The organism is Variovorax sp. 10N420 (assembly GCF_056394705.1).
This window is the reverse complement of record NZ_JBFTIJ010000002.1, coordinates 394,625-414,868: the sequence shown is the minus strand read 5'-3', so window position 1 is coordinate 414,868 and position 20,244 is coordinate 394,625. Positions and strand designations below refer to the sequence as shown.

The 20,244-nt window shown below is 64.0% G+C and carries 14 protein-coding genes; 6 read left to right on the top strand and 8 right to left on the bottom strand.

Annotated features, from left to right (window positions below; genetic code table 11):
- Positions 1-8 precede the first annotated feature (8 nt).
- Positions 9-1,922, bottom strand: a complete 1,914-nt coding sequence (locus AC1DEK_RS06360) for an ABC transporter ATP-binding protein (protein WP_478124368.1) — start codon at positions 1,920-1,922, stop codon at positions 9-11.
- Positions 1,923-2,124: 202 nt separating this feature from the next.
- Between AC1DEK_RS06360 and AC1DEK_RS06355 the strand changes: the two genes are divergently transcribed.
- The 5 genes from AC1DEK_RS06355 (at position 2,125) to AC1DEK_RS06335 (ending at position 8,054) form a co-directional block, all read left to right on the top strand.
- Positions 2,125-3,510, top strand: a complete 1,386-nt coding sequence (locus AC1DEK_RS06355) for an aldehyde dehydrogenase family protein (protein ID WP_478124367.1) — start codon at positions 2,125-2,127, stop codon at positions 3,508-3,510.
- A gap of 13 nt (positions 3,511-3,523) precedes the next feature.
- Positions 3,524-4,945 (top strand): cytochrome ubiquinol oxidase subunit I, encoded by a 1,422-nt coding sequence (locus AC1DEK_RS06350; RefSeq protein WP_478124366.1) that lies wholly within the window; start codon positions 3,524-3,526, stop codon positions 4,943-4,945.
- A complete protein-coding gene (cydB, locus tag AC1DEK_RS06345) occupies positions 4,942-5,961 on the top strand; it encodes a cytochrome d ubiquinol oxidase subunit II (RefSeq protein WP_478124365.1) in 1,020 nt (339 codons plus the stop codon). Before AC1DEK_RS06350 ends, cydB begins: the two co-directional genes overlap by 4 nt.
- A gap of 71 nt (positions 5,962-6,032) precedes the next feature.
- Entirely contained in the window at positions 6,033-6,797 is a 765-nt protein-coding gene (locus AC1DEK_RS06340; protein ID WP_478124364.1) for an SDR family NAD(P)-dependent oxidoreductase, read from the top strand.
- A 21-nt stretch (positions 6,798-6,818) separates the two neighbouring features.
- Positions 6,819-8,054, top strand: a complete 1,236-nt coding sequence (locus AC1DEK_RS06335) for an acyl-CoA dehydrogenase family protein (protein WP_478124363.1) — start codon at positions 6,819-6,821, stop codon at positions 8,052-8,054.
- A 6-nt stretch (positions 8,055-8,060) separates the two neighbouring features.
- Here AC1DEK_RS06335 and AC1DEK_RS06330 read toward each other — a convergent pair whose 3' ends face one another.
- The 7 genes from AC1DEK_RS06330 to AC1DEK_RS06300 form a co-directional block, all read right to left on the bottom strand.
- Positions 8,061-9,245 carry an ABC transporter substrate-binding protein gene (locus AC1DEK_RS06330; protein ID WP_478124362.1) on the bottom strand — a complete coding sequence of 395 codons (1,185 nt, stop codon included), beginning with the start codon at positions 9,243-9,245 and terminating at the stop codon, positions 8,061-8,063.
- Positions 9,246-9,288: 43 nt separating this feature from the next.
- On the bottom strand, positions 9,289-9,996 hold the full coding sequence (locus AC1DEK_RS06325) for an ABC transporter ATP-binding protein (RefSeq protein WP_478124361.1): 708 nt from the start codon (positions 9,994-9,996) through the stop codon (positions 9,289-9,291).
- Entirely contained in the window at positions 9,983-10,747 is a 765-nt protein-coding gene (locus AC1DEK_RS06320; RefSeq protein ID WP_478124360.1) for an ABC transporter ATP-binding protein, read from the bottom strand. Before AC1DEK_RS06320 ends, AC1DEK_RS06325 begins: the two co-directional genes overlap by 14 nt.
- Positions 10,740-11,759, bottom strand: coding sequence for a branched-chain amino acid ABC transporter permease (locus AC1DEK_RS06315; RefSeq protein ID WP_478124359.1), 1,020 nt, complete (start codon positions 11,757-11,759; stop codon positions 10,740-10,742). The genes AC1DEK_RS06320 and AC1DEK_RS06315 overlap by 8 nt, the downstream gene beginning before the upstream one ends.
- Positions 11,759-12,625, bottom strand: a complete 867-nt coding sequence (locus AC1DEK_RS06310) for a branched-chain amino acid ABC transporter permease (RefSeq protein WP_478124358.1) — start codon at positions 12,623-12,625, stop codon at positions 11,759-11,761. The genes AC1DEK_RS06315 and AC1DEK_RS06310 overlap by 1 nt, the downstream gene beginning before the upstream one ends.
- A 235-nt stretch (positions 12,626-12,860) precedes the next feature.
- A complete protein-coding gene (locus AC1DEK_RS06305; protein ID WP_478124357.1) occupies positions 12,861-16,889 on the bottom strand; it encodes a Pls/PosA family non-ribosomal peptide synthetase in 4,029 nt (1,342 codons plus the stop codon).
- A 108-nt stretch (positions 16,890-16,997) separates the two neighbouring features.
- Positions 16,998-18,371 (bottom strand): hypothetical protein, encoded by a 1,374-nt coding sequence (locus AC1DEK_RS06300; protein ID WP_478124356.1) that lies wholly within the window; start codon positions 18,369-18,371, stop codon positions 16,998-17,000.
- A gap of 511 nt (positions 18,372-18,882) precedes the next feature.
- Here AC1DEK_RS06300 and AC1DEK_RS06295 point away from each other — a divergent pair.
- Positions 18,883-20,190 carry a ParA family protein gene (locus AC1DEK_RS06295; protein ID WP_478124355.1) on the top strand — a complete coding sequence of 436 codons (1,308 nt, stop codon included), beginning with the start codon at positions 18,883-18,885 and terminating at the stop codon, positions 20,188-20,190.
- Positions 20,191-20,244 lie beyond the last annotated feature (54 nt).

Here is a 20,244-nt window from a genome sequence, read left to right as displayed (position 1 = left end):
TGTGAACCTCACGCGGATGCAGCAGCGGCAGCGGCCGACGGCTGCGTTTCGTATTGGATGCGATGCAGTTCGGCGTACACGCCCCCGAGTGCGATCAGTTCGTCGTTCGGTCCTTCCTCGACCACGACGCCGTCTTTCAGGACGATGATCTTGTCGGCGTCGCGAATCGTGCTGAGCCGGTGCGCAATCATGATCACCGTGCGCCCCTTCATGAGGCGCGTCAATCCTTCGATCACCAGGCGCTCCGATTCGGTGTCGAGCGCGGCGGTCGGCTCGTCCAGGATCATGACGGGGCTGTTGCGGATCACGGCGCGCGCGATGCCGATGCGCTGGCGCTGGCCGCCGGAAAGCGTGTCGCCGCGTTCGCCCACCAGCGAGTCATAGCCGTGCGGCATGCGGCTGATGAATTCGTCGGCATTGGCGAGCTTGGCCGCCGCAACGATTTCTTCCTTGGTGGCATCGGGCTTTCCGTAGGCGATGTTCTCGCCGATGGTGCCCCTGAAGAGCACGGTTTCCTGCAGGACGAAGCCGATCTGCGAACGCAGCGCCGCGAGCTTGTACTTGCTGATGTCGTGGCCGTCGATGAGCACGCGCCCGCCGGTCGGATCGTAGAAGCGCGGCATCAGGCTCACCACCGTCGATTTGCCGCTGCCGGTCGGGCCGACGATGCCCACGACCTGACCGGGCTCGATCTTGAAGCTGACATCGCGGAGCACCGGAGGGTCGTCCGCGCCATAGCCGAAGGCCACGTGCTCGAAGGTGATCTCGCCCTTCGCCCGGCCTGGATCGACGGCATCGGGGTGCTCATGGATGATGTCGTCGGCACCCAGGATCTTCTGGATTCGCTCGAGCGCGACTGTCGTCTGGGCGATCGTGCTCGCCATGCTCGCAAGGTCCTTCACAGGTTTGAAGAACTTGCCCAGGTAGGCCAGATAGACCGTCAACGCCCCCGCGGTCATGGTCCCGGCGACGATGAGCGCCGTCCCCTTCCACAGCACGATGCTGGTGCAGAAAGCAACGACGATGGCGACCACCGGCGACAACAGCGACTTGATCTTTCTCGCCTGCAGGGCCGCTTCCGCGGTGGCGTGGCTGGCGGTCTCCATGTGCGCAAACTCGAGGTCTTGGCGGCCAAAGGCCTTGATCGCGCGCACGGAGCCGAGGCCTTCCTGGACCACGGCGACCACCTCGCTCTGGCGCGCGCGAACATTGCGCGTGACTTCCTTCACCGCCTTCTTGAACCGGAACACGAACAGCAGAAGGAAGGGCATCACCGCCACCGCAATCAGCGTGAAGTCCCAATCCAGCCACACCATCAGTCCGAGCATGAAGATGATGGTCAGCATGTCGATGGCGATGCCGAGCGTCGACGAAGAAGCAAAGTTCTGCACCGTCGCGACATCGCTCGTGATGGTCGACATCAAGGTCCCGGTCTTGGCGCTGTCGTAGAACGCGAGGGACAGCCGATGAAGGTGCTCGTAGATTCGCAGGCGAAGATCGTTCGCGACCCACTGGCCGATGCTGGCCGAGTAGTAGTTGTCGATGTAGGCCGCAACGCCGCTGATGACGGCGATCAACAGGGTCGCGATGCCGGCAAACAGCGCGACGCCGAGCGTGTGCCGGCCGATGCCCATCTGGTGCGCCCATTCCAGCCATGACGGCAAGTGGTGCTTGCCCAGCGCGTCGTCGAGGATCAGCTTGAGCGGCCAGGGAGCCGCCAGGCTCATCAGCACTTCGACCAGCATGGCGATCAGCACGATCACCAGCCATGTGCGATAGGGCTTCATCAGGCCCAGCACGAGGCGTGTCATGTCCCTGGTCTGCGCCTTGGCGGCACGTGTCGCAACCACTGTTGCGGAATCCAGCGGTGCGGTCGCCGATTTGGGCGGCACCGCCGCTTGGGGAGGGATCGGTATTGACATGATGGGCCCAGGGGCTGGCTAGCCTGGGATTCTCGATTCGAACGCGCCAATGGCAATCCCGGGGGCCACCTACGGCCACGTACGTGATGCCTCCGGATTTGATGCACTCACCCGTGGTCGCCGGGATTGACCCATCGCACAGGCGGTTCGACGATCACTGCCTCCAAGGGCATACGTCCATCTACAGCAGGAACCCAGCAACATGGCATCTCCAGACTTCAGCTCGCTGGTCGCCAGCCAGCGAGCCTTCTTTCTCGAAGGCCACACTCGGCCCGTGGCCTGGCGCAAGGCCCAACTCGAAGCGGTCAAGGCACTCTTCACCGAGCACCACGACGAACTGTGCGAAGCGCTATGGAAAGATCTGCGGCGCAACGTGAACGACGCCGATCTGATGGACGTCGACTACTGCGCCAAGGAGGCTGCCTACGCGCTCAAGCACATCGACGCGTGGATGGAGCCGATCCACGAACCGATGCCGCTGGTGTTCGAGCCGGGGTACATCCGTGTGAACCGCGACCCTTTGGGTGTGGCGCTCATCATCGGCGCGTGGAACGAACCTTTCATGCTGGTCTTCGGGCCCCTGGTGGCTGCACTGGCCGGCGGAAACACCGCCGTGCTCAAGCCCTCCGAGATCGCCACCCACTGCGCCGCCGCTGCCGCCCGTCTGGTGCCGAAGTACTTCGACCCACGCGCGGTCGCGGTGGTCGAAGGCGCGGTTCCCGAGACGACGGCCCTCCTCTCGCAGCAATGGGACATGATCTTCTTCACCGGCAGTCCGCCCGTCGGCAAGATCGTGCACCAGGCCGCCGCAAAGAACCTGACGCCGTGCGTGCTCGAACTCGGCGGCAAGAATCCGACCATCGTCCACTCGTCGGCGAACCTGAAGTCGGCCGCCCGGCGCATCACCTATGGGCGTTTCCTGAATTCAGGGCACATCTGCACCGCGCCTGACCACGTGCTGGCATGGCCCGAGGTCAAGGACGAATTCGTGCAGCACATGAAGGACATGATCCGCGAGTTCTACGGCGACGATCCGAAGCAGAGCCCGGACTATGGACGCATCATCAATCGTCGCAACTTCGACCGCCTCGCGGCACTGCTCGACAGCGGCAGGGCCGTGGCTGGCGGCCAGACCGATGCCGATGAGCTGTACATCGCGCCCACAGTGCTGGTGGATGTTGCAGTCGATTCGCCGATCATGAAGGAAGAGATCTTCGGACCGATCCTGCCTGTGCTGGAGATCGATTCGGTCGATGCGGTCATCCAGTGGACCAACAGCCGCCCGAGCCCACTGGGGCTCTACATCTTCGCGGAGGACAAGCAGGTGGTCGACAGGATTCTTTCGGCCACGCGCTCCGGTGATGCCGAAGTCAACGACTGCGCCATCCATCCGCTTTTTCCGGAGCTTCCATTCGGCGGCGTCGGCAATTCCGGCATGGGCAAGTACCACGGGCGATGGGGATTCGAGGCCTTCACCAACGCACGCGGGGTGCTTCACCACAGCAGCGCCGTGGACCCTGGCGTGCGCTATCCGCCCTACGCCAGCCACGGGCTCGAGCGCGTCGTTGTCAACAAGCTGATGCCCTAACCGCGGCGGCATCATGGTGTTCGATGCGGTCCTGCTGTCGCGAATCCAGTTCGGGTTCCTGATCAGCTTCCACATCATCTTCCCGGCATTCACGATCGGGCTGGCGGCGTGGCTGGCCACCATCGAAGGCGCGAGGCTGGCGACTGGCAACAACCTCTATCGGAGAGTCTTCGATTTCTGGCTGCCGATCTTCGCGGTGTCTTTCGGAATGGGGGTGGTCACCGGCATCGTGATGGCATTCCAGTTCGGAACCAACTGGGGCGTGCTGTCGGTGAAGACAGGCGCCATCCAGGGGCCGCTGCTGGGCTACGAGGGGTTCACGGCCTTCATGCTCGAAGCGACCTTCTTCGGCGTGATGCTGCTCGGGCGCGACCGCGTGTCGCCGCGCTTCTACTTCGTGGCTTGCTGCATGGTGTCGCTGGGCACGATGTTCTCGTCCTTCTGGATCCTGGCCAACAACAGCTGGATGCAAGTTCCGCTGGGTCACACCATCGTCGACGGCAAGATCATCCCGAGTGACTGGATGCAGATCGTGCTCGGTCCTGTCCAACTGGTTCGATGGCCGCACATGCTGCTCGCGGCCATGCTGACGACGTCGATGTGCGTGTCCGCAACTGGCGCCTGGTATCTGCTGCGGCGCGTGCATGTCGACGAAGGCCGGATGATGCTGCACTGGGGACTCGGGCTGGCCGCGGTACTGATCCCGGTTCAACTCTTCTTCGGGCATCTGACGGGCGAGTACGTGCTGAAGCACCAGCCGGCCAAGTTTGCCGCCATCGAGGCACGCTGGAAGAACGAGCAACCCGCGAGCGAAGTGCTGATTGCCATTCCCGACGAGAAGAATGAACGCAACCTCTATGCCATCTCGGTGCCAAGGCTGGGCAGTTTCATTGCGTCCGGCAACTTCACCTCGGCAGAGCGGGGCCTCGAATCGTTTCCGCCGGAGGACCGGCCGCCGGTGCTGATTCCGTTCTTCGCGTTCCGGTTGATGGTCGGCATGGGACTTGTCATGCTGGCTGTCTCGTGGGTTGGCAATCTGTTGCGCTGGCGCGGCAAGCTGGAGTCCTCGCGTTGGTTTCTCTGGTGCACCTTCGCGGCCTTTCCGACGGGCTTTGTCGCCATCCTCACGGGCTGGTACACCGCCGAGATCGGGCGCCAGCCCTGGGTGGTCTATGGCCTGCTGCGAACCGCGGATGCCGTCACCCCTTCGCTCACCGCCAGCGACGTGATGACATCGCTGATCGTCTACGTGGCGGTCTACTGCCTTTTCGTTACCTTCGGCATCTACTACATCTACAAGCTGCTTCGGGACGGACCGCGTGCCAGGACGAAGGTGACGGCCACCGTCACGGGCAGCCGGCCGCTCGCCATTGCGGCGCACACTGAAACGCCCGCCGACGCCAGGGCCAGGGCCAGGGCCGGAGGCATCGCATGAGCCAGGCCCAACCCAGCGATCTGGCGCTCTTCTGGGCGGCTGTGATCGCCGGGTCGATCCTGGTCTACGTGATCCTCGACGGCTTCGATCTCGGCGTCGGAATCCTCTTCGGCACCACGTCCGAAGAGAGCCATCGGTTGTCCATGATGGAAACGATCGCGCCCTTCTGGGACGGCAACGAAACATGGCTGGTGGTGGTCGGCGCAGGCTTGTTCGCGACCTTTCCCGTGGTCTATGCCGTGTTTCTCGGCGCTTTCTACCTGCCCATCCTCCTGTTGCTCGTGGGCCTGATCTTTCGAGGCATCGCCTTCGAGTTCCGCTTTCACAGCCGCAGGATGCGCTGGGTCTGGGACACCGGCTTCTTCCTCGGCTCGACGATGGTCGCGTTCGTCCAGGGAGCGGCGGTGGGGGCCTTGATGCGCGGGCTTCCGGTGGCAAACGAGCAGTTCGCAGGCACTTCCCTGGAGTGGCTGCATCCCTTTTCGGTGCTCACCGGCGTCGGCCTCGTCCTCGGCTATGCGCTGCTCGGCGCAGGCTGGATCGTGCTCAAGAGCGAAGGCGAGCTGCGCGCCTGGGCCTATCGCCGCATTCCCTGGCTGGCAGCGTCAGTCTTCGCGATCATCGGGCTCGCTTTCGCCGTTTCGCTCACGGTCGACGCGGGAGCGGTCGCGCAGGGGCACCTCGCCGATCGGCCCTGGGGTTGGGTCTTTCCGGTGGTGGCAATTGCCGCGCTGATCGGCGTCCTCACCGGCGCCCGCTCGCGCAGGGATGGCGCCGCCTATGCGATGACCGTGCTGTTCATCGCCGCAGCCTACCTGACGCTGGGAGTGATGTTCTGGCCTTACATGGTCCCGTATGCAGTGACGGTCGGCAGCGCGGCAGCGCCGGACGAATCGCTGCGCTTTCTCTTCTATGGCGGTGTCGTCGTGCTGCCCGTGATCGCGCTCTATACCTTCGGCGTTTACTGGGTGTTCCGCGGCAAGGTACGCGGCGCCCAGGCCGATTCGAGGAACTAAAGCGACAGATCTCTCCCGGCGGTCCTGCTATCTTCAAAATCGCAGATCCGCAAGCTTTCCAGGAGAAATCCATGTCCTTGTTTTCGTTGGCCGGCAAGGTGGCCATCATCACGGGCTCGTCGCGTGGCATCGGGCGCGCCATCGCCGAACGCATGGCTGAACAAGGCGCCAGGGTCGTCATCTCTTCACGCAAGCCGGAGCCTTGCGCCGAAGTGCGTGATGCGATCAACCGCAAGCACGGTGACGGCAGCGCGATCTCGATCCCCGCGAACATTTCCTCCAAGCAGGAGCTCAAGCACCTGGTGGAAGAGACGACCCGGCAGCTCGGCAAGGTCGACGTGCTGGTCTGCAATGCGGCGTCCAACCCCTACTACGGGCCGCTGGCAGGCATCGAAGACGACCAGTTCCGCAAGATCCTCGAGAACAACGTAATCGCCAACCATTGGCTGATCAATTTCGCGGTGCCCCAGATGATCGAGCGCAAGGAAGGGTCGATCATCATCGTCTCTTCCATTGGCGGGCTGCGTGGATCGCCGGTGATTGGTGCCTACAACGTCTCGAAGGCTGCCGACTTCCAGTTGGCCCGCAACCTGGCCGTGGAGTATGGGCCGCACAACGTGCGCGTGAATTGCATCGCGCCCGGCCTCATCAAGACCGACTTCGCGCGCGCGCTCTGGGAGGACCCGGAGAACCTTCGGCACCGCACGGCCAGCACGCCGCTGCGGCGCATCGGCGAACCCGACGAGATCGCGGGCGCCGCGGTTTTCCTCGCATCGCAAGCGGGCGCTTTCATGACGGGGCAAAGCCTCGTCATCGACGGCGGCGTGACCTGTTAACGCCATCAGGCAGAGGAACACATGGACTTCACACTTTCAGGAAAGCAGGTGCATTGGCGCGATCGCGTCGTCGCCTTCATGAATCGCCACGTCTACCCGGCGGTGCCGCTTTACATGCAGCAGATGAAGGACTTCGGCGAGAACCGCTGGCAAGTGGTTCCCATCGTCGAGGACCTCAAGGCCAAGGCAAAGTCCGAAGGTCTGTGGAACCTCTTCCTGCCGCTCGATTCGGTGCCCGAAGGCAGCCCCTACCGCGGCGCGGGCCTGACCAATCTCGAGTACGCGGTCTGTGCCGAAGAAATGGGCAAGGTCAACTTCGCGTCCGAAGTCTTCAACTGCTCGGCGCCGGACACCGGCAACATGGAAGTGCTCATCCGCTACGGAACCGATGAGCACAAGGCGCGCTGGTTGCAGCCGCTGCTGGCGGGCGAGATTCGCTCCGCCTTCCTGATGACCGAGCCGGACGTAGCCTCTTCGGACGCAACCAACATCCAGACCGAGATTCGCCGCGACGGCGATCACTACGTCATCAACGGCCGCAAGTGGTGGTCTTCAGGCGTGGGCGATCCGCGCTGCCGGATCGCGATCGTCATGGGCAAGACGGACCCCGACGCGCCGCGCCATTCGCAACAGTCGCAGATCCTCGTGCCGCTGGACACGCCCGGCATCGAGATCGTGCGCATGCTGCCGGTGTTCGGCTTCGACGACGCTCCGCACGGGCATGCCGAAGTGGTGTTCCGCAATGTGCGGGTCCCGGCGTCGAACCTGCTTCTGGGCGAAGGCCGCGGCTTCGAGATTGCACAAGGTCGGCTCGGCCCCGGTCGCATTCACCACTGCATGCGAACCATCGGCAGCGCCGAAGTCGCGCTGGAGAAGATGGTCAAGCGGCTGCAGTCGCGTGTGGCTTTCGGCAAGCGCATCTCCGAGCAGTCGGTGTGGGAACAGCGCGTGGCCGAAGCGCGCATCGACATCGAGATGACGCGTCTGCTGTGCCTGAAGGCGGCGGACATGATGGACCGCGTCGGCAACAAGGTGGCGCGGCTCGAGATCGCGATGATCAAGGTCGCGGCGCCGCGCATGGCGCTGAGGATCATCGACGACGCGATCCAGGCGCACGGCGCCGGCGGCGTGACCACCGATTTCGGCCTCGCCAAGCAGTACGCGAGCATGCGCACGATGCGCCTGGCCGACGGGCCCGACGAAGTCCACAACCGGGCGATTGCCCGGATGGAATACGGCAAGTACCCGGCGGCCTGACGGCACTTACTTCATCAGGTCGCTCAGGTTCACCGGCTTGATCTTGCCGCCTTCAACGGTGGCAACCACCGGATCGACGATGGTTCCGCCCACGTCATCCACACCCTTGAAATCCCCGGCGTTGGTTTCCTTCGGCAGCTTGGCGAGCGCTTCGCCCATCTTGGCGCGAATGGCGGCGGCATCGGTAGTCGTGCCCGCCAGCTTCATGGCGTTGGCCAGGGCATGCGTCAACGCGTAGTTGTAGGAGGATTCGGTGGTCGGATCCTTGTCGGCGCCGTAAGCCTTGCGGTAGGCCGCGGCGAAGGTCTTGGGGCCCACGCGTTCGTCGTAGGACACCGGCAGCACGCCGATCGAGCCTTCCAGAGGCGCGAGGCCACCCGTGACCTTGGCCATCTCGTCGAGCTTTGCCTGGTCCATGATCAGGAAGCCGCCCTTGAAGCCGAGCTCGCGCGCCTGCTTGGCGACCAGCGCCGTCGGCTCCGACGGACCGCCGATGAACAGCACGTCGGGCTTCTCGGCCAGCACACGGCTCACGCCGCTGTAGAAGTCGGCCGAGCGGTTATAGGACATGGGGTTGTTCGACACGATGGTGCCGCCGGCCTTCTCCCATGCGGGGCCGAAGAGCTGCGTCCAGTTCTTCGCGTACTCGTGGTCGCCCGGCAGCATGCCGACCTTCTTGCCAAACTTGGTCATCTCGTAGCGCGTGAAGGGCTCGATGTAGGAATTGAAGGTCGGCGGAATGCGCACCGTGAGCTTATTGCCCGTCTCTGTGATCTTGGGCGTGCTGGAGTACGCCATCACGATGAACTTCTCCTGCTCGTTGAAGGCCTGCATGGCGTAGATGCCGCCGGAGTGCGGCACGAACACGGCCGGGGTCTGGTATTGCTGCACGAGGCGGCGGGCATTGATCGCGGCATCGGCTGGCGAGTATTTGTCGTCGAGCGCCACGAGTTCCAGCTTGACCTTCTTGCCGGCGACTTCGAGGCCGGAGGCGTTGATCTCCTTGATCGCCATTTCCATGCCGTTGACCACGTTCTTGCCGTACAGCGCCGCACCGCCGCTCAGCGGTCCGGTGAAGCCGATCTTGACGGTGTCTTGCGCCAACGCGCTGCCGGCTCCGAAGGCACCGGCGAGTGCGGCGGCTATCGGCAGCAGGGCCAGGCGACGACGGGGAAATGCAATTGCGTTCATGAGGGAATGTCTCCGGTTGATGGAAAGGAAAGATGGAAGCGGCTCACGCGCCGATGTAGGCAGCCCGCACCGCTTCGTTGTGCAGCAGCGATTCGCGATCGCCTTCGAGCGTGATGTGGCCGCGCTCGATCACGTAAGCCCGATCCGCAATCGCCAGTGCCGAGTACGCGTTCTGCTCCGCCAGCAGCACGGTCGTGCCTGCCTGGTTGATGCGCTGGATGACTTCGAACACCTGCTTGACGATGAGCGGCGCCAGCCCGAGCGAAGGCTCGTCCAGCAGCAGCACCTTGGGTCGGCCCAGCATGGCGCGCCCGATGGCCACCATCTGCTGCTGGCCGCCCGAGAGCGAACCCGCGGGATCGTTCTGCTTCTTCTCGAGGATCGGAAAGAGCTCGAAGACTTCATCGATCGAACGCTGGATGCCCGCCTTGTCGCGCCGATGCACATAGGCGCCGAGCGCGAGGTTCTTTCGGACGGACATCATCGGGAACAGCTTGCGACCCTCTGGACAGTGCACGAGGCCGGCGCCGACGATCTGCGCGGGCCGCTGGCCGACCAGTTCGCGATCGCCGAAGCGGATGCTGCCGGCGCTGGGCTTCTGGATGCCGCTGGCCGCCATGAAGATCGAGGTCTTGCCAGCGCCATTGGCCCCCAGCAGCACGACCAGTTCGCCGGGGCTTGCGTGCAGCGTGACGCCGCTCAGCGCACGAAAACTGCCGTAGTGCAGGTCGACGCCTTCAAACCGCAGCATGGTCCGCTCCCAGGTAGGCTTCGATCACATGCGGATCGCGCCGGATCTCGGCGGGCGTACCCTCGGCGATCTTGGCGCCGTTGTTGAGCACGACGATCTTGTCGGCCAGTCGCATGATCATGTCCATCTTGTGCTCGATCAGGCACACGGTCTTGCCGTGGTCCACCAGCTTTCGGATCAGGGCCGCGAGACCCACTGTCTCTTCGGGATTGACGCCGCCGGCCGGCTCGTCGAGCAGCAACAGTTCGGGGTCGGTGGCGAGCGCCAGCGCAAAGGCCACGCGCTTGCGCTCTTCCTGTGTGATGTCGGCCGCAATGCGATTCGCGACGTGAGAGAGCCCGACGAACTCGAGCGCCTCGCGCGCCTTCTCGCGGCACAGGCGCTCTTCTTCCTTGAGGCGCTGTGTATTCGCGAGCACGTCCCACAGGCCGGACTTCGTGCGCAGGCGATGGCCCACGATCAGGTTGTCCAGCACCGTCGCGTTGTCGAACAGGTGCGTGGCCTGGAAGGTGCGCGCGATGCCTAGCTTGGCGACGTGATCGGGCCGCATGCCGGTGACGTCCCTGCCGTTGAAAGTGATGCGGCCGGAGGTCGGCTTGTGCGTGCCTGCGACGAGGTTGAAGAAAGTGGTCTTGCCGGCGCCGTTCGGGCCGATGATGGCGCTGACCTGTCCGCGCTCGAAGCGTGTCGACACCTGGTCGACGGCGGTAAGGCCAAAGAACTGCTTCGTCAGTGCATCGATTTCAAGCATTGCCCTGCGCCTCCCTTGCGCTTGCATCGTCAGCCGTCGTCTCGCCCGGCTGCCGCCCTGCCCTCGCCGCATCGGCACGCTGCGCACGCCGCTTGAGCCACGTGCCGACGATGCCATCGGGCAGGAAGATGATCAGCGCGATCAGCACGGGGCCGAACACCACCATGCGGTAGTCCTGCAGGAACTGCAGGCTCTGCGTGAGCCACGTGACGAGGAAGGTGCCCACGAGCGGCCCGAGCAGCGTCCCGATGCCGCCGACCAGCACGAACATGATCAGGTCGAAGGTCACTGTTTCGCTTGCGAGATCCGGCCCCAGGAAGCGGACCTGCCCTGCGTACAGCGCGCCCGCGAATCCCGCATACACGACCGACAGCACGAAGGAAAGCGTCTTGGTGCGCATCAGGTCCACGCCGAGCGCTTCGGCCAGATCGTCGCTGTTGCGCACCGCCATGAAGCTTCGGCCGAGCAGCGAACCGACGATGCGCGACATGATCCAGATGCCCAGCGCGAGAAAGGCCAGCACCAGGTAGTACTGCGACAGCGGCGTTCCGAACTGCACCGGGCCGATGCCGGTGGGCGCGGGGATCCCCATGATCCCGACCGGTCCGTGGGTCAGGCTTTCCCACTTCTCGATGAGCAGGAACATGATGTAGCTCACGCACAGCGTGAAGATCGAGAAGTAATGGCCCCTCAGGCGCAACGAAAGCAGCCCGATGAAGTAGCCGAGGATGCCGGTCACCACGCCCGCCAGAGCGAACGCAATCCAGAAGGGCACGTGATGATCGACCGTCAGGATGCCGACCGTGTACGCACCGACCGCCATGAACGCGCCGTGCGCCAGGTTGAACTGGCCGGTGTAGCCGGTGATGAGGTTGAGCCCGAGCGCGGCGATGGCCATGATGAAAGCCTGCGTCGCGACCGAGATCAGGTAGTTGTTCTGCGCGAAGAGCGGAAACACGAGCGCCACGGCGGCGAGAAGCGCCCAGCCGGTCTTGCCTTGAAGCCACTTCATCAGCGCGCCCCCTTCGCCGTGAAGAGGCCCTGCGGCCGGAACGAAAGGATCACCACCAACAGCACGAAGGCGATGATGTCCTTGTAGTCCGTCGAGAAGTAGAAGCCGCCAAAGCTCTCCGCCATGCCGATGATCAGCCCGCCCACGATTGCGCCCGGAAAGCTCCCCATGCCACCCAGGATGATGATGACGAAGGCCTTGGTGATGACCAGATTTCCCATCGCGGGATAAACGAGGTTGATCGGCGCATACAGCACCGCGGCGATGGCCGCGAGCGCGCCAGAGATGGCAAACACCAGCAGCGTCACGCGCGTGGCGTCGATGCCCACAAGCGCGGCGCCGTCGCGGTTCTGCGCCATGGCGATGATGGTCGAGCCGAGCACCGTGTGGTTCAGGAACAAGTGCAGCAACACCATCAGCCCGAACGCGCCGGCGATGATCAGCAGTCGCTGCAGGGGCGCGGTGAGTCCGAAGATCTCCACCACCTGCCCGTAAGGCGTCGGCATGCGATGAAAGTCCGCACCGAACAACGCCTGCGCGCCGGCTTCGAGGAAAAGCAGGATGCCGATGGCGGCGATCATGTCGTGCAGTTCGGGGGCATTGCGCAGCGGATGAAACACCAGCCTTTGCGCGAGCATCGCAATCACCGCGACGATGGCCGCCGCTCCGGCCATCGCGAGCCAGTAGTTGACGCCCAGCTTGGCCATCAGGTAGTAGCCAGCGAATGCGCCGCTCATGTAGAACGCGCCGTGCGCGAAGTTCGGCACGTGCAGGATGCCGTACACCAGCGTCAGCCCCAGCGCGACGAGGCTGTAGACACCGCCGATGGTGAGACCGTTCAGGAATTGTTGAAAGAAGAGTTCCACATGCTTCCTCGGGATGGCCCGGGATGGCTCCGGGTTGAGACAGCGGTCATTGTGGAAGCGCGGGCTGCCGCGCGGGCTCAAGGTTTGTCCGGAGAGCGCGTCACTTGAGAGACACCCAGGAGACAGTCACTCCTACCGGCCGGTAGGTTGGGCACGGCGGGAACGGCGAATATCCCTGCAACTTTCGGGAATTGGCCCGCCCCGGGCCTGAGCCTGCTGGAAAGGCGAAAGAGGCTCAGCCGGGTGCGGCGGGGTTCCCGCTCCAGCGTGTCGCTGGCGGAATGCTTTCGCCCTTCATGACCAACGTCATCGGCCCCAGTTGCGCGCCATCGTTCACGGTCGCCCCATACAGCACCGTGCTGCGCGGCCCGATGCTCACTTTCGAACCGATGTTCACGTGATGGATCTTCATCACCCGGTCTTCGAACAGGTGGGTTTGCGGACACGTCATCGCGTTGAGTTCGCTGTAGTCGCCGATGTGGACGCAATCGAATTCGGTGAAGTCGGTAGTGTCCAGATAGACGCCGCGGCCGATGCGCGCGCCCATCAGATTGAAGGCGATGGGCAGCCAGGGCGTGCCGCGCAGATAGTGCATGAAGTTCGGCACCGCGAGCCCTTCGTACAAGTTCGTCGCCGCTTCGGAGAGCCAGACGAAAGGCGTCCACATCGGCACCGCCAACGGCCGGTAGCGGCGCAAGAAGAGCCACTTGAACATCGCCACGAAGACGAAGGTGGAGAGCCCGAAGATCAGCCCGTCGACGGTGAGATACCACGCGACGGCGCCCCAGTGCTCGGCAGCCGCGGACGGCATCACGGCCAGCACGATGCTGTAGCCGGCGGCGATCACCATCGCGTGCGGCGCGACGATGCGGAAGGCTTCGACCATGCCCCGGCCCAGGCGGCGCAGTGGCGAGGGCTTGAAAGTCAGCGATTCAGGATGGCCGCTGACGATCTCGCGCGCCGGCAACCGCAGCGCGGGCGAGCCCACCCAGGTGTCGCCACTGCGAAGCGCCGATGCTTCCGGCGCGCGGCCCAGCACCCCGATCAGCACGTTCTCGGGCAAGGTGGTGCCATCGGGCAGATAGGCGCCGTTGCCGACGAAGCTGCGGCGGGAAATGACGGTCGGCCGCATCGTCATCCAGCCGCCGTCGATCTCCTCGTCGCCCAGAAGCACCGCGTCGGCGATGAAGGTGTCGTCGCCAAGCGTCAGCATGTCAGGCACGACGCCAAGCGCGGTCGAGATCTCCGCGTTGCGCCCCACCTTGGCGCCGAGCAACCGGTACCACATCGGCGCGAAAAGCGTGGCGTACACACCATGCAGCACCTGCAGGCTGGATTCCTGGATCTGGTTGACCAGCCATTTGCCGCAGTAGACATTGCTGTGCACGGGCCAGCTCCCGCTCTTCAGGCGCGGCAAGACGCTCCAGCGGATGGCCGCGGAAATCAAGGCCGTGAGCACGATCATCACGGCCCCTGCCGGCAGCGCGAGCACGAAGTACTTGAACAGGCGCAACACCGTCGAACTCGTTTCGAGCCACGGAAACCGTTCGGTGTCGTCCAGCACGTCGATCAGCATGAAGGTCGGAAACACCGGCAGGAAGAACAGGGCCGCCACCAGCATCGCACCGCCCAGGAAGAACACGCCTTCGCCCGCGAGCCGCCGATTGCTGACCGGTGGGCGGGGACGCAACCCGGCAGCGTCGAAAGGGCCGACGTCGCGCGCGGGTGAACCGCTCCAGATGCGCCCTGCAGGCACTGTCTGCCCATCGGCGAGCGCCGACTGCCCGTCCAGATGGCCCCAGCTCCCGACGCGCGTGTTGCCTTCCAGCACGGCGTAGGAGCCAATGTGCGCCTCTGCGCCGATGTCGACGGGACCAATGATCAGTTCGCCGCGCTGCACGCGCGCGTTCTCGAAGTTCACGGCATTGCCGATGCTCGCGCGGTCGCCGAGCGTGAACAGGTCGGGTGCGCGCAGCTTGATCGAGCCGATGCTCGCGTCCTTGCCGATGCGCGCGCCCAATGCGCGCAGCCACCAGGCATGCAGCGATGAACCGCTGATGAAGTACGTCGGCGCGGCATCGACCAGCCGGTCGGCCAGCCACCAGCGGAAATAGGTCAGGCCCCAGAGCGGGTAACGACCCGGCTTGAGCCGGCCTGCGATGAGCCATTTGCCGGCGACGGCCAGTGCGAATTCAAGCAGCGTCGCGCCCAGGAACACCACGACCGACATCACCACCGCAAAGGGGATGGAATCCCCTGCCCCGCCTGTATAGAAGTGATACGTGAAAAACGGGGCGAGCCACTGCATCATGCGGATCGCGACCAATACGGGGATTGCCGCGGCCTGTGCGACTCCGCAACGCCAGCGGCGCCATGCCGAAGGCGGCGTCCAGTCCGGCACGGGCTGCGCTTGCCGCGCACCGCATGATTCGAGCGCTGCGGCAATGCCGTCCACTGTGCGGCGCTGGTAGATATCGCGCACCGTGATCTGGGCAAAGCGCCGATCGGCGCGCAGCAGGGACGCGAGGCGTGCCGCCAGCAGCGAGTGGCCGCCGAGTTCGTCGAAAAAATCCGACGTACGTCGGATCGCCAGGCCGGGAAAGAGCCCTGCCAAAGCGGCGAAGAGCGCCACTTCGACCGGAGTCTCCGGTGCATCCGAGCCTTCGGATGGCCCTTTCGCTTCGGGCAGAGGCTGCGACTTGAGCGTCTTTCGGTCGATCTTGCCGGAACTCAGGCGCGGCATTTGCGCCAACACCTCGTAGCGGCTGGGCACCATGTAGGGTGGCAGCCGCGCGCCCAGCGCGGAGCGCAACGATGACGCTGAAAGCGCCGTGCCACTGTCCGCCACGAGAAAGGCGATCAACTGGTCGACGCCCTCCACCTGACGCAGCACCACAGCGGCTGTGCCGACACCCGGCTGCTGCGCCAGCACAGCTTCGATCTCGCCGAGCTCCACCCGAAAGCCGCGGATCTTGATCTGGTCGTCCGTGCGGCCCAGGCACTGCACGCGCCCGTCTTCGTCGATGCGCGCCAGATCACCCGTGCGATAGAGCCGATCGTCGTGCGCACCGCTTGACCAAGGGTTGGGGAGAAACTTCTCGGCCGTCAGCTCGGGGCGCGCGAGATAGCCCGCAGCGACGCCGGGACCGGCAATGCACAGTTCGCCAACCTCGCCACGCGGCAGCAATTTGAGCCCCTGCTCCACGTCAGGCGCAATGACCAGCAACGCGTAATTCGGCAACGGCAGGCCGATGGTCACGCGATCGCCAGCACGCAACTCAGCCATGCTCGCCGAGACGGTTGCCTCGGTCGGGCCGTAGCTGTTGAAGATCTGCCGGTCGGCCCGCGCCCAGCGTTCGACCAGCGATGCGGGGCACATTTCGCCGCCCAGGTTGATCAGGCGCAATCCGGGGACATCGCGATCGAACAACGCAAGCAGCGTCGGTACGGCATGCAGCACGCTGATGCGCTGTTCGATCAGCGCCTTCGGCAATGCTTCCGGATCGGACGCAATGGCTTTCGGCGCAATCCAGAGCGTCGCCCCGACGAGGTAGCTCAGCCAGATCTCCTCGAAGGACATGTCGAACGCAACCGAGAAGCCCTGGTAGACGCGGTCGTCCTCCCGCACGCCCAACACGGCGTTCTCGCTGCGAAGGAAGTGGCAGATGCTTTGCTGGCTGATCCCGATTCCCTTGGGCTTGCCGGTGGAGCCGGAGGTGTAGATCACGTACGCCGGGTGATCCGGCGCTGTGCCTTCGCGGCGACGCAGCGTCTCTCGTTGAACGCCGCCCAGGAGCATCTCGTCCGTCCAGAGGGTCCGCTCGGTCGCCAGCCGCTCGGGCCCCAGGGCTGCGCAACCCACGACGCCGACAGCATCGGCGTCATCCAGGCAAGCAGCGATGCGCTCGGGCGGCGTGTCGGCATCGAAGGGCAGCCAGGCAGCGCCGCTCTTGGCGATGGCGAGCTGCATGACCAGCAGCTCGACGCCGCGTGGGAGCCACAGGCCGACGATGTGCCCCGGCCGAACGCCGGCATCGATCAGCCTGGAAGCGGCCCGACTCGCCTGGGCATCGAGTTCTCCGTAGCTGATCTCCCGCTCGCCGAAGATCAGCGCAGTACGTGCGGGAGCCCTCTCGGCAGTGGCCTCGAACAGGTCGGCAAGGGTCTCGGATCGGAGCAACTCAGGCCGGTCAGGGCCATGAATGATGTCGGGAGAATCTGCGGAAGCGGCGTGGGGACTGGGGTCGGAATTCGGGCGGAACATCGGGCGTGCGGGCTTGGCAGCGCGGCAATGCGTCTGCCGGCGACCGGGTCTGGATTGTCGTTCAAGCTTCGCCAGAGAAGGCAGCCGCCGACACCCATACAGTGCAACTTATGGCAACGCGTCGAACAATTGGCGGTCGACCTTCCATTCCGGACCGTAGGTCGCATCCGCATATGCATACACAACGGCGGAACCCAGCATTCCATGGAGTACATCGCCCTGCGCCGCGCGTCGGCTGATGACTGCGGTCAGCGCGCCCTTGCGCGCCAGGTCCTGCAACGCCAGGTCGACCCAGCGCTTCAGTTGTGCCGGTTCGAGGGCGGCGACTTCCTTCTTCATCGCCTGGATCTGCTCTCGAAGCCAAGTGCCGCTGTCCACGCTCGCGACAGCCGGCGCGGCGGGGGGATCATCCGGAGGCGGCGCCTGAATGACCGGTGCGCTCGCCGGCCGTGCGCCCTCCCCCGCGCCGTCGTGCACGGGCTCGTTGCGCAAGAGGGAACGGAGGTACGAAAAGGCGTTGTCGATGCTCCGCAACGACTTGTTGGCAGCGCGTCGTTCCAGCACCTCGATCTGCATACGCACACGCTCGTCGCCGAACTCCTTGATGAGCCCTTCAAGCTTGATTTCGCGGATGCCGAGCGTCTCGGCCCGCAGCACGAGCGTGGCATCGACGGGTTCGCCCGCAAGCTGCCGCGGCGCGATCGCCTGGCGCTTCTTGCGCACCGCAAATTGCACTTCGGTGATCACCCTGCCCTGCTTGTGCTCGACCAGGTCGATGTCGAGATCCGTCTCGGCGTTGATTTCGGCAATGGCGTCCTTGACGCGTTCGTTCTTGAACTTGCGCCATTCACGACGATCAGGCCCGGGCCCGTTGCTCAAGGCGTCCACCCACCAGTTCACGGGCTTGCGGCTGGTCACCCCGCTTGGATTCTCGCGGTAGCGCGCGCAAATCTCGTAGAGCGCGACGGCGGTGTAGGAGCCCAGCTTGGCGAGGACATCGAGGTCGATCCTCGCCCAGCGCTGCGGCTCTCTCAGCGCGGCCATGATCGTGGGGGGGTAGGACCAGCTCACCCAGTTTTCGCCGCGGCGCTGTTCCAGTGCCACTTCCGACAGCATCGAGAAGCCGCGCCACTTGACGCCGTCGCCGGGCGCGGTCGACTCCCAGTCCACCTCCAGGCTGCGCATCTCGATCAAATACTTCTTCGCTGCGGTGCGCTCGCTGCCACTGGAACCGGTCGTCCTCAGGATGGCCGCCAAGGGCGCCTCGAACATGAAGTCCGCCGCGGGCATCGCCGGCAGCGCGACCAGTCGGGTCTGAGCCACCTGCAGCAACGCGCTGTAGATGCGCCGGCCCGTGAGCGTCACGCGCGCGGAGCGAGGCATCATCACGATCATCTCGTGCGGCTTGCGCAACTCCAGGATCTCATCGACGCCCGGTCCGATGGCCGGTTTGTCGACAGGTGTGGCGGAGGGTGTGCTCATGAAGGCGAGATCTTATGTCCAAGAGCTGTTGGACACAAGATCCGCAGAAGTTCAGCGCTAAGGCGATGGAAACCTGGACAGTTCGCACGCAAAGCTGGCGCGCGACCCGATTAAAGGCTGGACATTCTCTGTTTGCTGGCGCCCGTCCATGGCTCCAGACCGCGATCAAAACCCGGACATTTGACGTGCCGGGTGCGGCTCGTACCCTCCAGCGGCCAAAAAGCAGCCGATAAATACCTGGACAGTTGCTGTTTTGCACGCCGCTGGGGCGGCGGCATGCTTTGTGGATAACCTTCGGCGGAGGCGATCAGATTCCGGACAGCGGGCGATGGAAAGTCGGACACATCCGATGAAAACCCGGACACATGCGATGAGAAGTCGGACGTAAAGGATCGAAAAAATCTCGTAAGTCATTGATTTCATTGATGAATTTCACTTCGACGGGAGTCCTTAATCTCTTAAGGTATTCAAGATGCTTTCTTAATCTCGGAGGTTTTCTGTCAAAAAAGGCATGAAAACCCGCCGATTGCACGCTTGTTCTTGCAGTGTCTACGCGATTCTTCGTTTTTTGAGGTGTGATGGGCATAATCGCACGACTGCAAAACTTTCAAGGCACAAACGAGTGGACATCAAACAAACAATCCGGCGACAGAATCTCGAAGACATCGAACAGCAAGCGCAGAAGATCGCCGGCATGATGGACCGGATCCGCGCTGCCATGCTGGCGCCGACCGCGGTGAAGTCTGCACCGACGCTCAAGGCGGTGCAATTGGCTGAGTTGTGTGGGGTCGACAAATCCAAGATCTCTTACCGATTGACCCGGGGCGACCTGCCCGCCGGGGAAATCCACGGAAACAGCCGCGAATGGTCCATGGGCGATGCGCAGCGTTGGGCGCGTGAATTGCGGTCCGAGCACCTTCGGCCGAACGGCGCCGCCGGCATCACCATCACTGTGGCCAATTTCAAGGGGGGCGTGGCCAAGACGACGTCGGCTGTCACGCTGGCGCAAGGGCTTTCCATGCGCGGGCACAGGGTGCTGCTCGTCGACCTCGATCCCCAGGGTTCTGCAACGACGTTGTTCGGCGTGCTCCCTGACGCGGAGGTCGAGACCGAGCACACTGCCATGTCGCTGTTCACCGGCGAACAGGAAAACCTCAAATATGCGGTTCGTTCGACTTACTGGCCCAACATCGACCTGGTTTGCGCGGCGCCCCTGCTTTATGGCGCGGAATTCCATTTGCCGGCCCGGCAGGCCAGGGACCCGGGCTTTGAATTCTGGCGCGTGCTGGATCGGGGTCTGGATTTGCCGCGGGAGGAGTACGACGTGATCGTGATCGACACGCCGCCCTCGCTGAGCTACGTCACCATCAATGCGCTCATGGCCGCGGATGGAGTCATCATGCCGCTGCCGCCCTCGGCCCTGGACTTCGCCAGTTCCGCCCAGTTCTGGGATCTGTTCTCGGATCTCTGCAATCAGCTGGTTCGCAGCCGAGGCAAAGACAAGAGCTTTGAGTTCATCGACGTGCTGTTGTCCAGGGTTGAAGCATCAGACACCGCGAGCTCGGTGGTCCGGCAATGGGTGCTCGAGGGTTACGGCGACAAGGTGCTGCCGATCGAAATTCCCAAGACGGCCGTGGCCGCAACGGCGAGCGCCGAATTCGGAACCGTCTATGACTTGCCTCGCGGCTCGGTCAATTCGAAGACCTTTTCGCGAGCGCGAGTCGCCTACGACCGTATGTGCGAATTGATCGAGCAGCAAATCGAAGCCGTCTGGGCGCGACAGGTGGCCGAACGGCAAGTTCTGGAAACGGCGGTTTGACATGGGACTCAAGGACAAAGCATCGAAGATCGATTTCGCCTCGCTGATGCCGGC

Coding starts and splice junctions, on each gene's coding strand:
- AC1DEK_RS06360 (WP_478124368.1), bottom strand. CDS start 1,922: ATGTCAATACCGATCCCTCCCCAAGCGGCGGTGCCGCCCAAATCGGCG.
- AC1DEK_RS06355 (WP_478124367.1), top strand. CDS start 2,125: ATGGCATCTCCAGACTTCAGCTCGCTGGTCGCCAGCCAGCGAGCCTTC.
- AC1DEK_RS06350 (WP_478124366.1), top strand. CDS start 3,524: ATGGTGTTCGATGCGGTCCTGCTGTCGCGAATCCAGTTCGGGTTCCTG.
- cydB (WP_478124365.1), top strand. CDS start 4,942: ATGAGCCAGGCCCAACCCAGCGATCTGGCGCTCTTCTGGGCGGCTGTG.
- AC1DEK_RS06340 (WP_478124364.1), top strand. CDS start 6,033: ATGTCCTTGTTTTCGTTGGCCGGCAAGGTGGCCATCATCACGGGCTCG.
- AC1DEK_RS06335 (WP_478124363.1), top strand. CDS start 6,819: ATGGACTTCACACTTTCAGGAAAGCAGGTGCATTGGCGCGATCGCGTC.
- AC1DEK_RS06330 (WP_478124362.1), bottom strand. CDS start 9,245: ATGAACGCAATTGCATTTCCCCGTCGTCGCCTGGCCCTGCTGCCGATA.
- AC1DEK_RS06325 (WP_478124361.1), bottom strand. CDS start 9,996: ATGCTGCGGTTTGAAGGCGTCGACCTGCACTACGGCAGTTTTCGTGCG.
- AC1DEK_RS06320 (WP_478124360.1), bottom strand. CDS start 10,747: ATGCTTGAAATCGATGCACTGACGAAGCAGTTCTTTGGCCTTACCGCC.
- AC1DEK_RS06315 (WP_478124359.1), bottom strand. CDS start 11,759: ATGAAGTGGCTTCAAGGCAAGACCGGCTGGGCGCTTCTCGCCGCCGTG.
- AC1DEK_RS06305 (WP_478124357.1), bottom strand. CDS start 16,889: ATGTTCCGCCCGAATTCCGACCCCAGTCCCCACGCCGCTTCCGCAGAT.
- AC1DEK_RS06300 (WP_478124356.1), bottom strand. CDS start 18,371: ATGAGCACACCCTCCGCCACACCTGTCGACAAACCGGCCATCGGACCG.
- AC1DEK_RS06295 (WP_478124355.1), top strand. CDS start 18,883: ATGAAAACCCGCCGATTGCACGCTTGTTCTTGCAGTGTCTACGCGATT.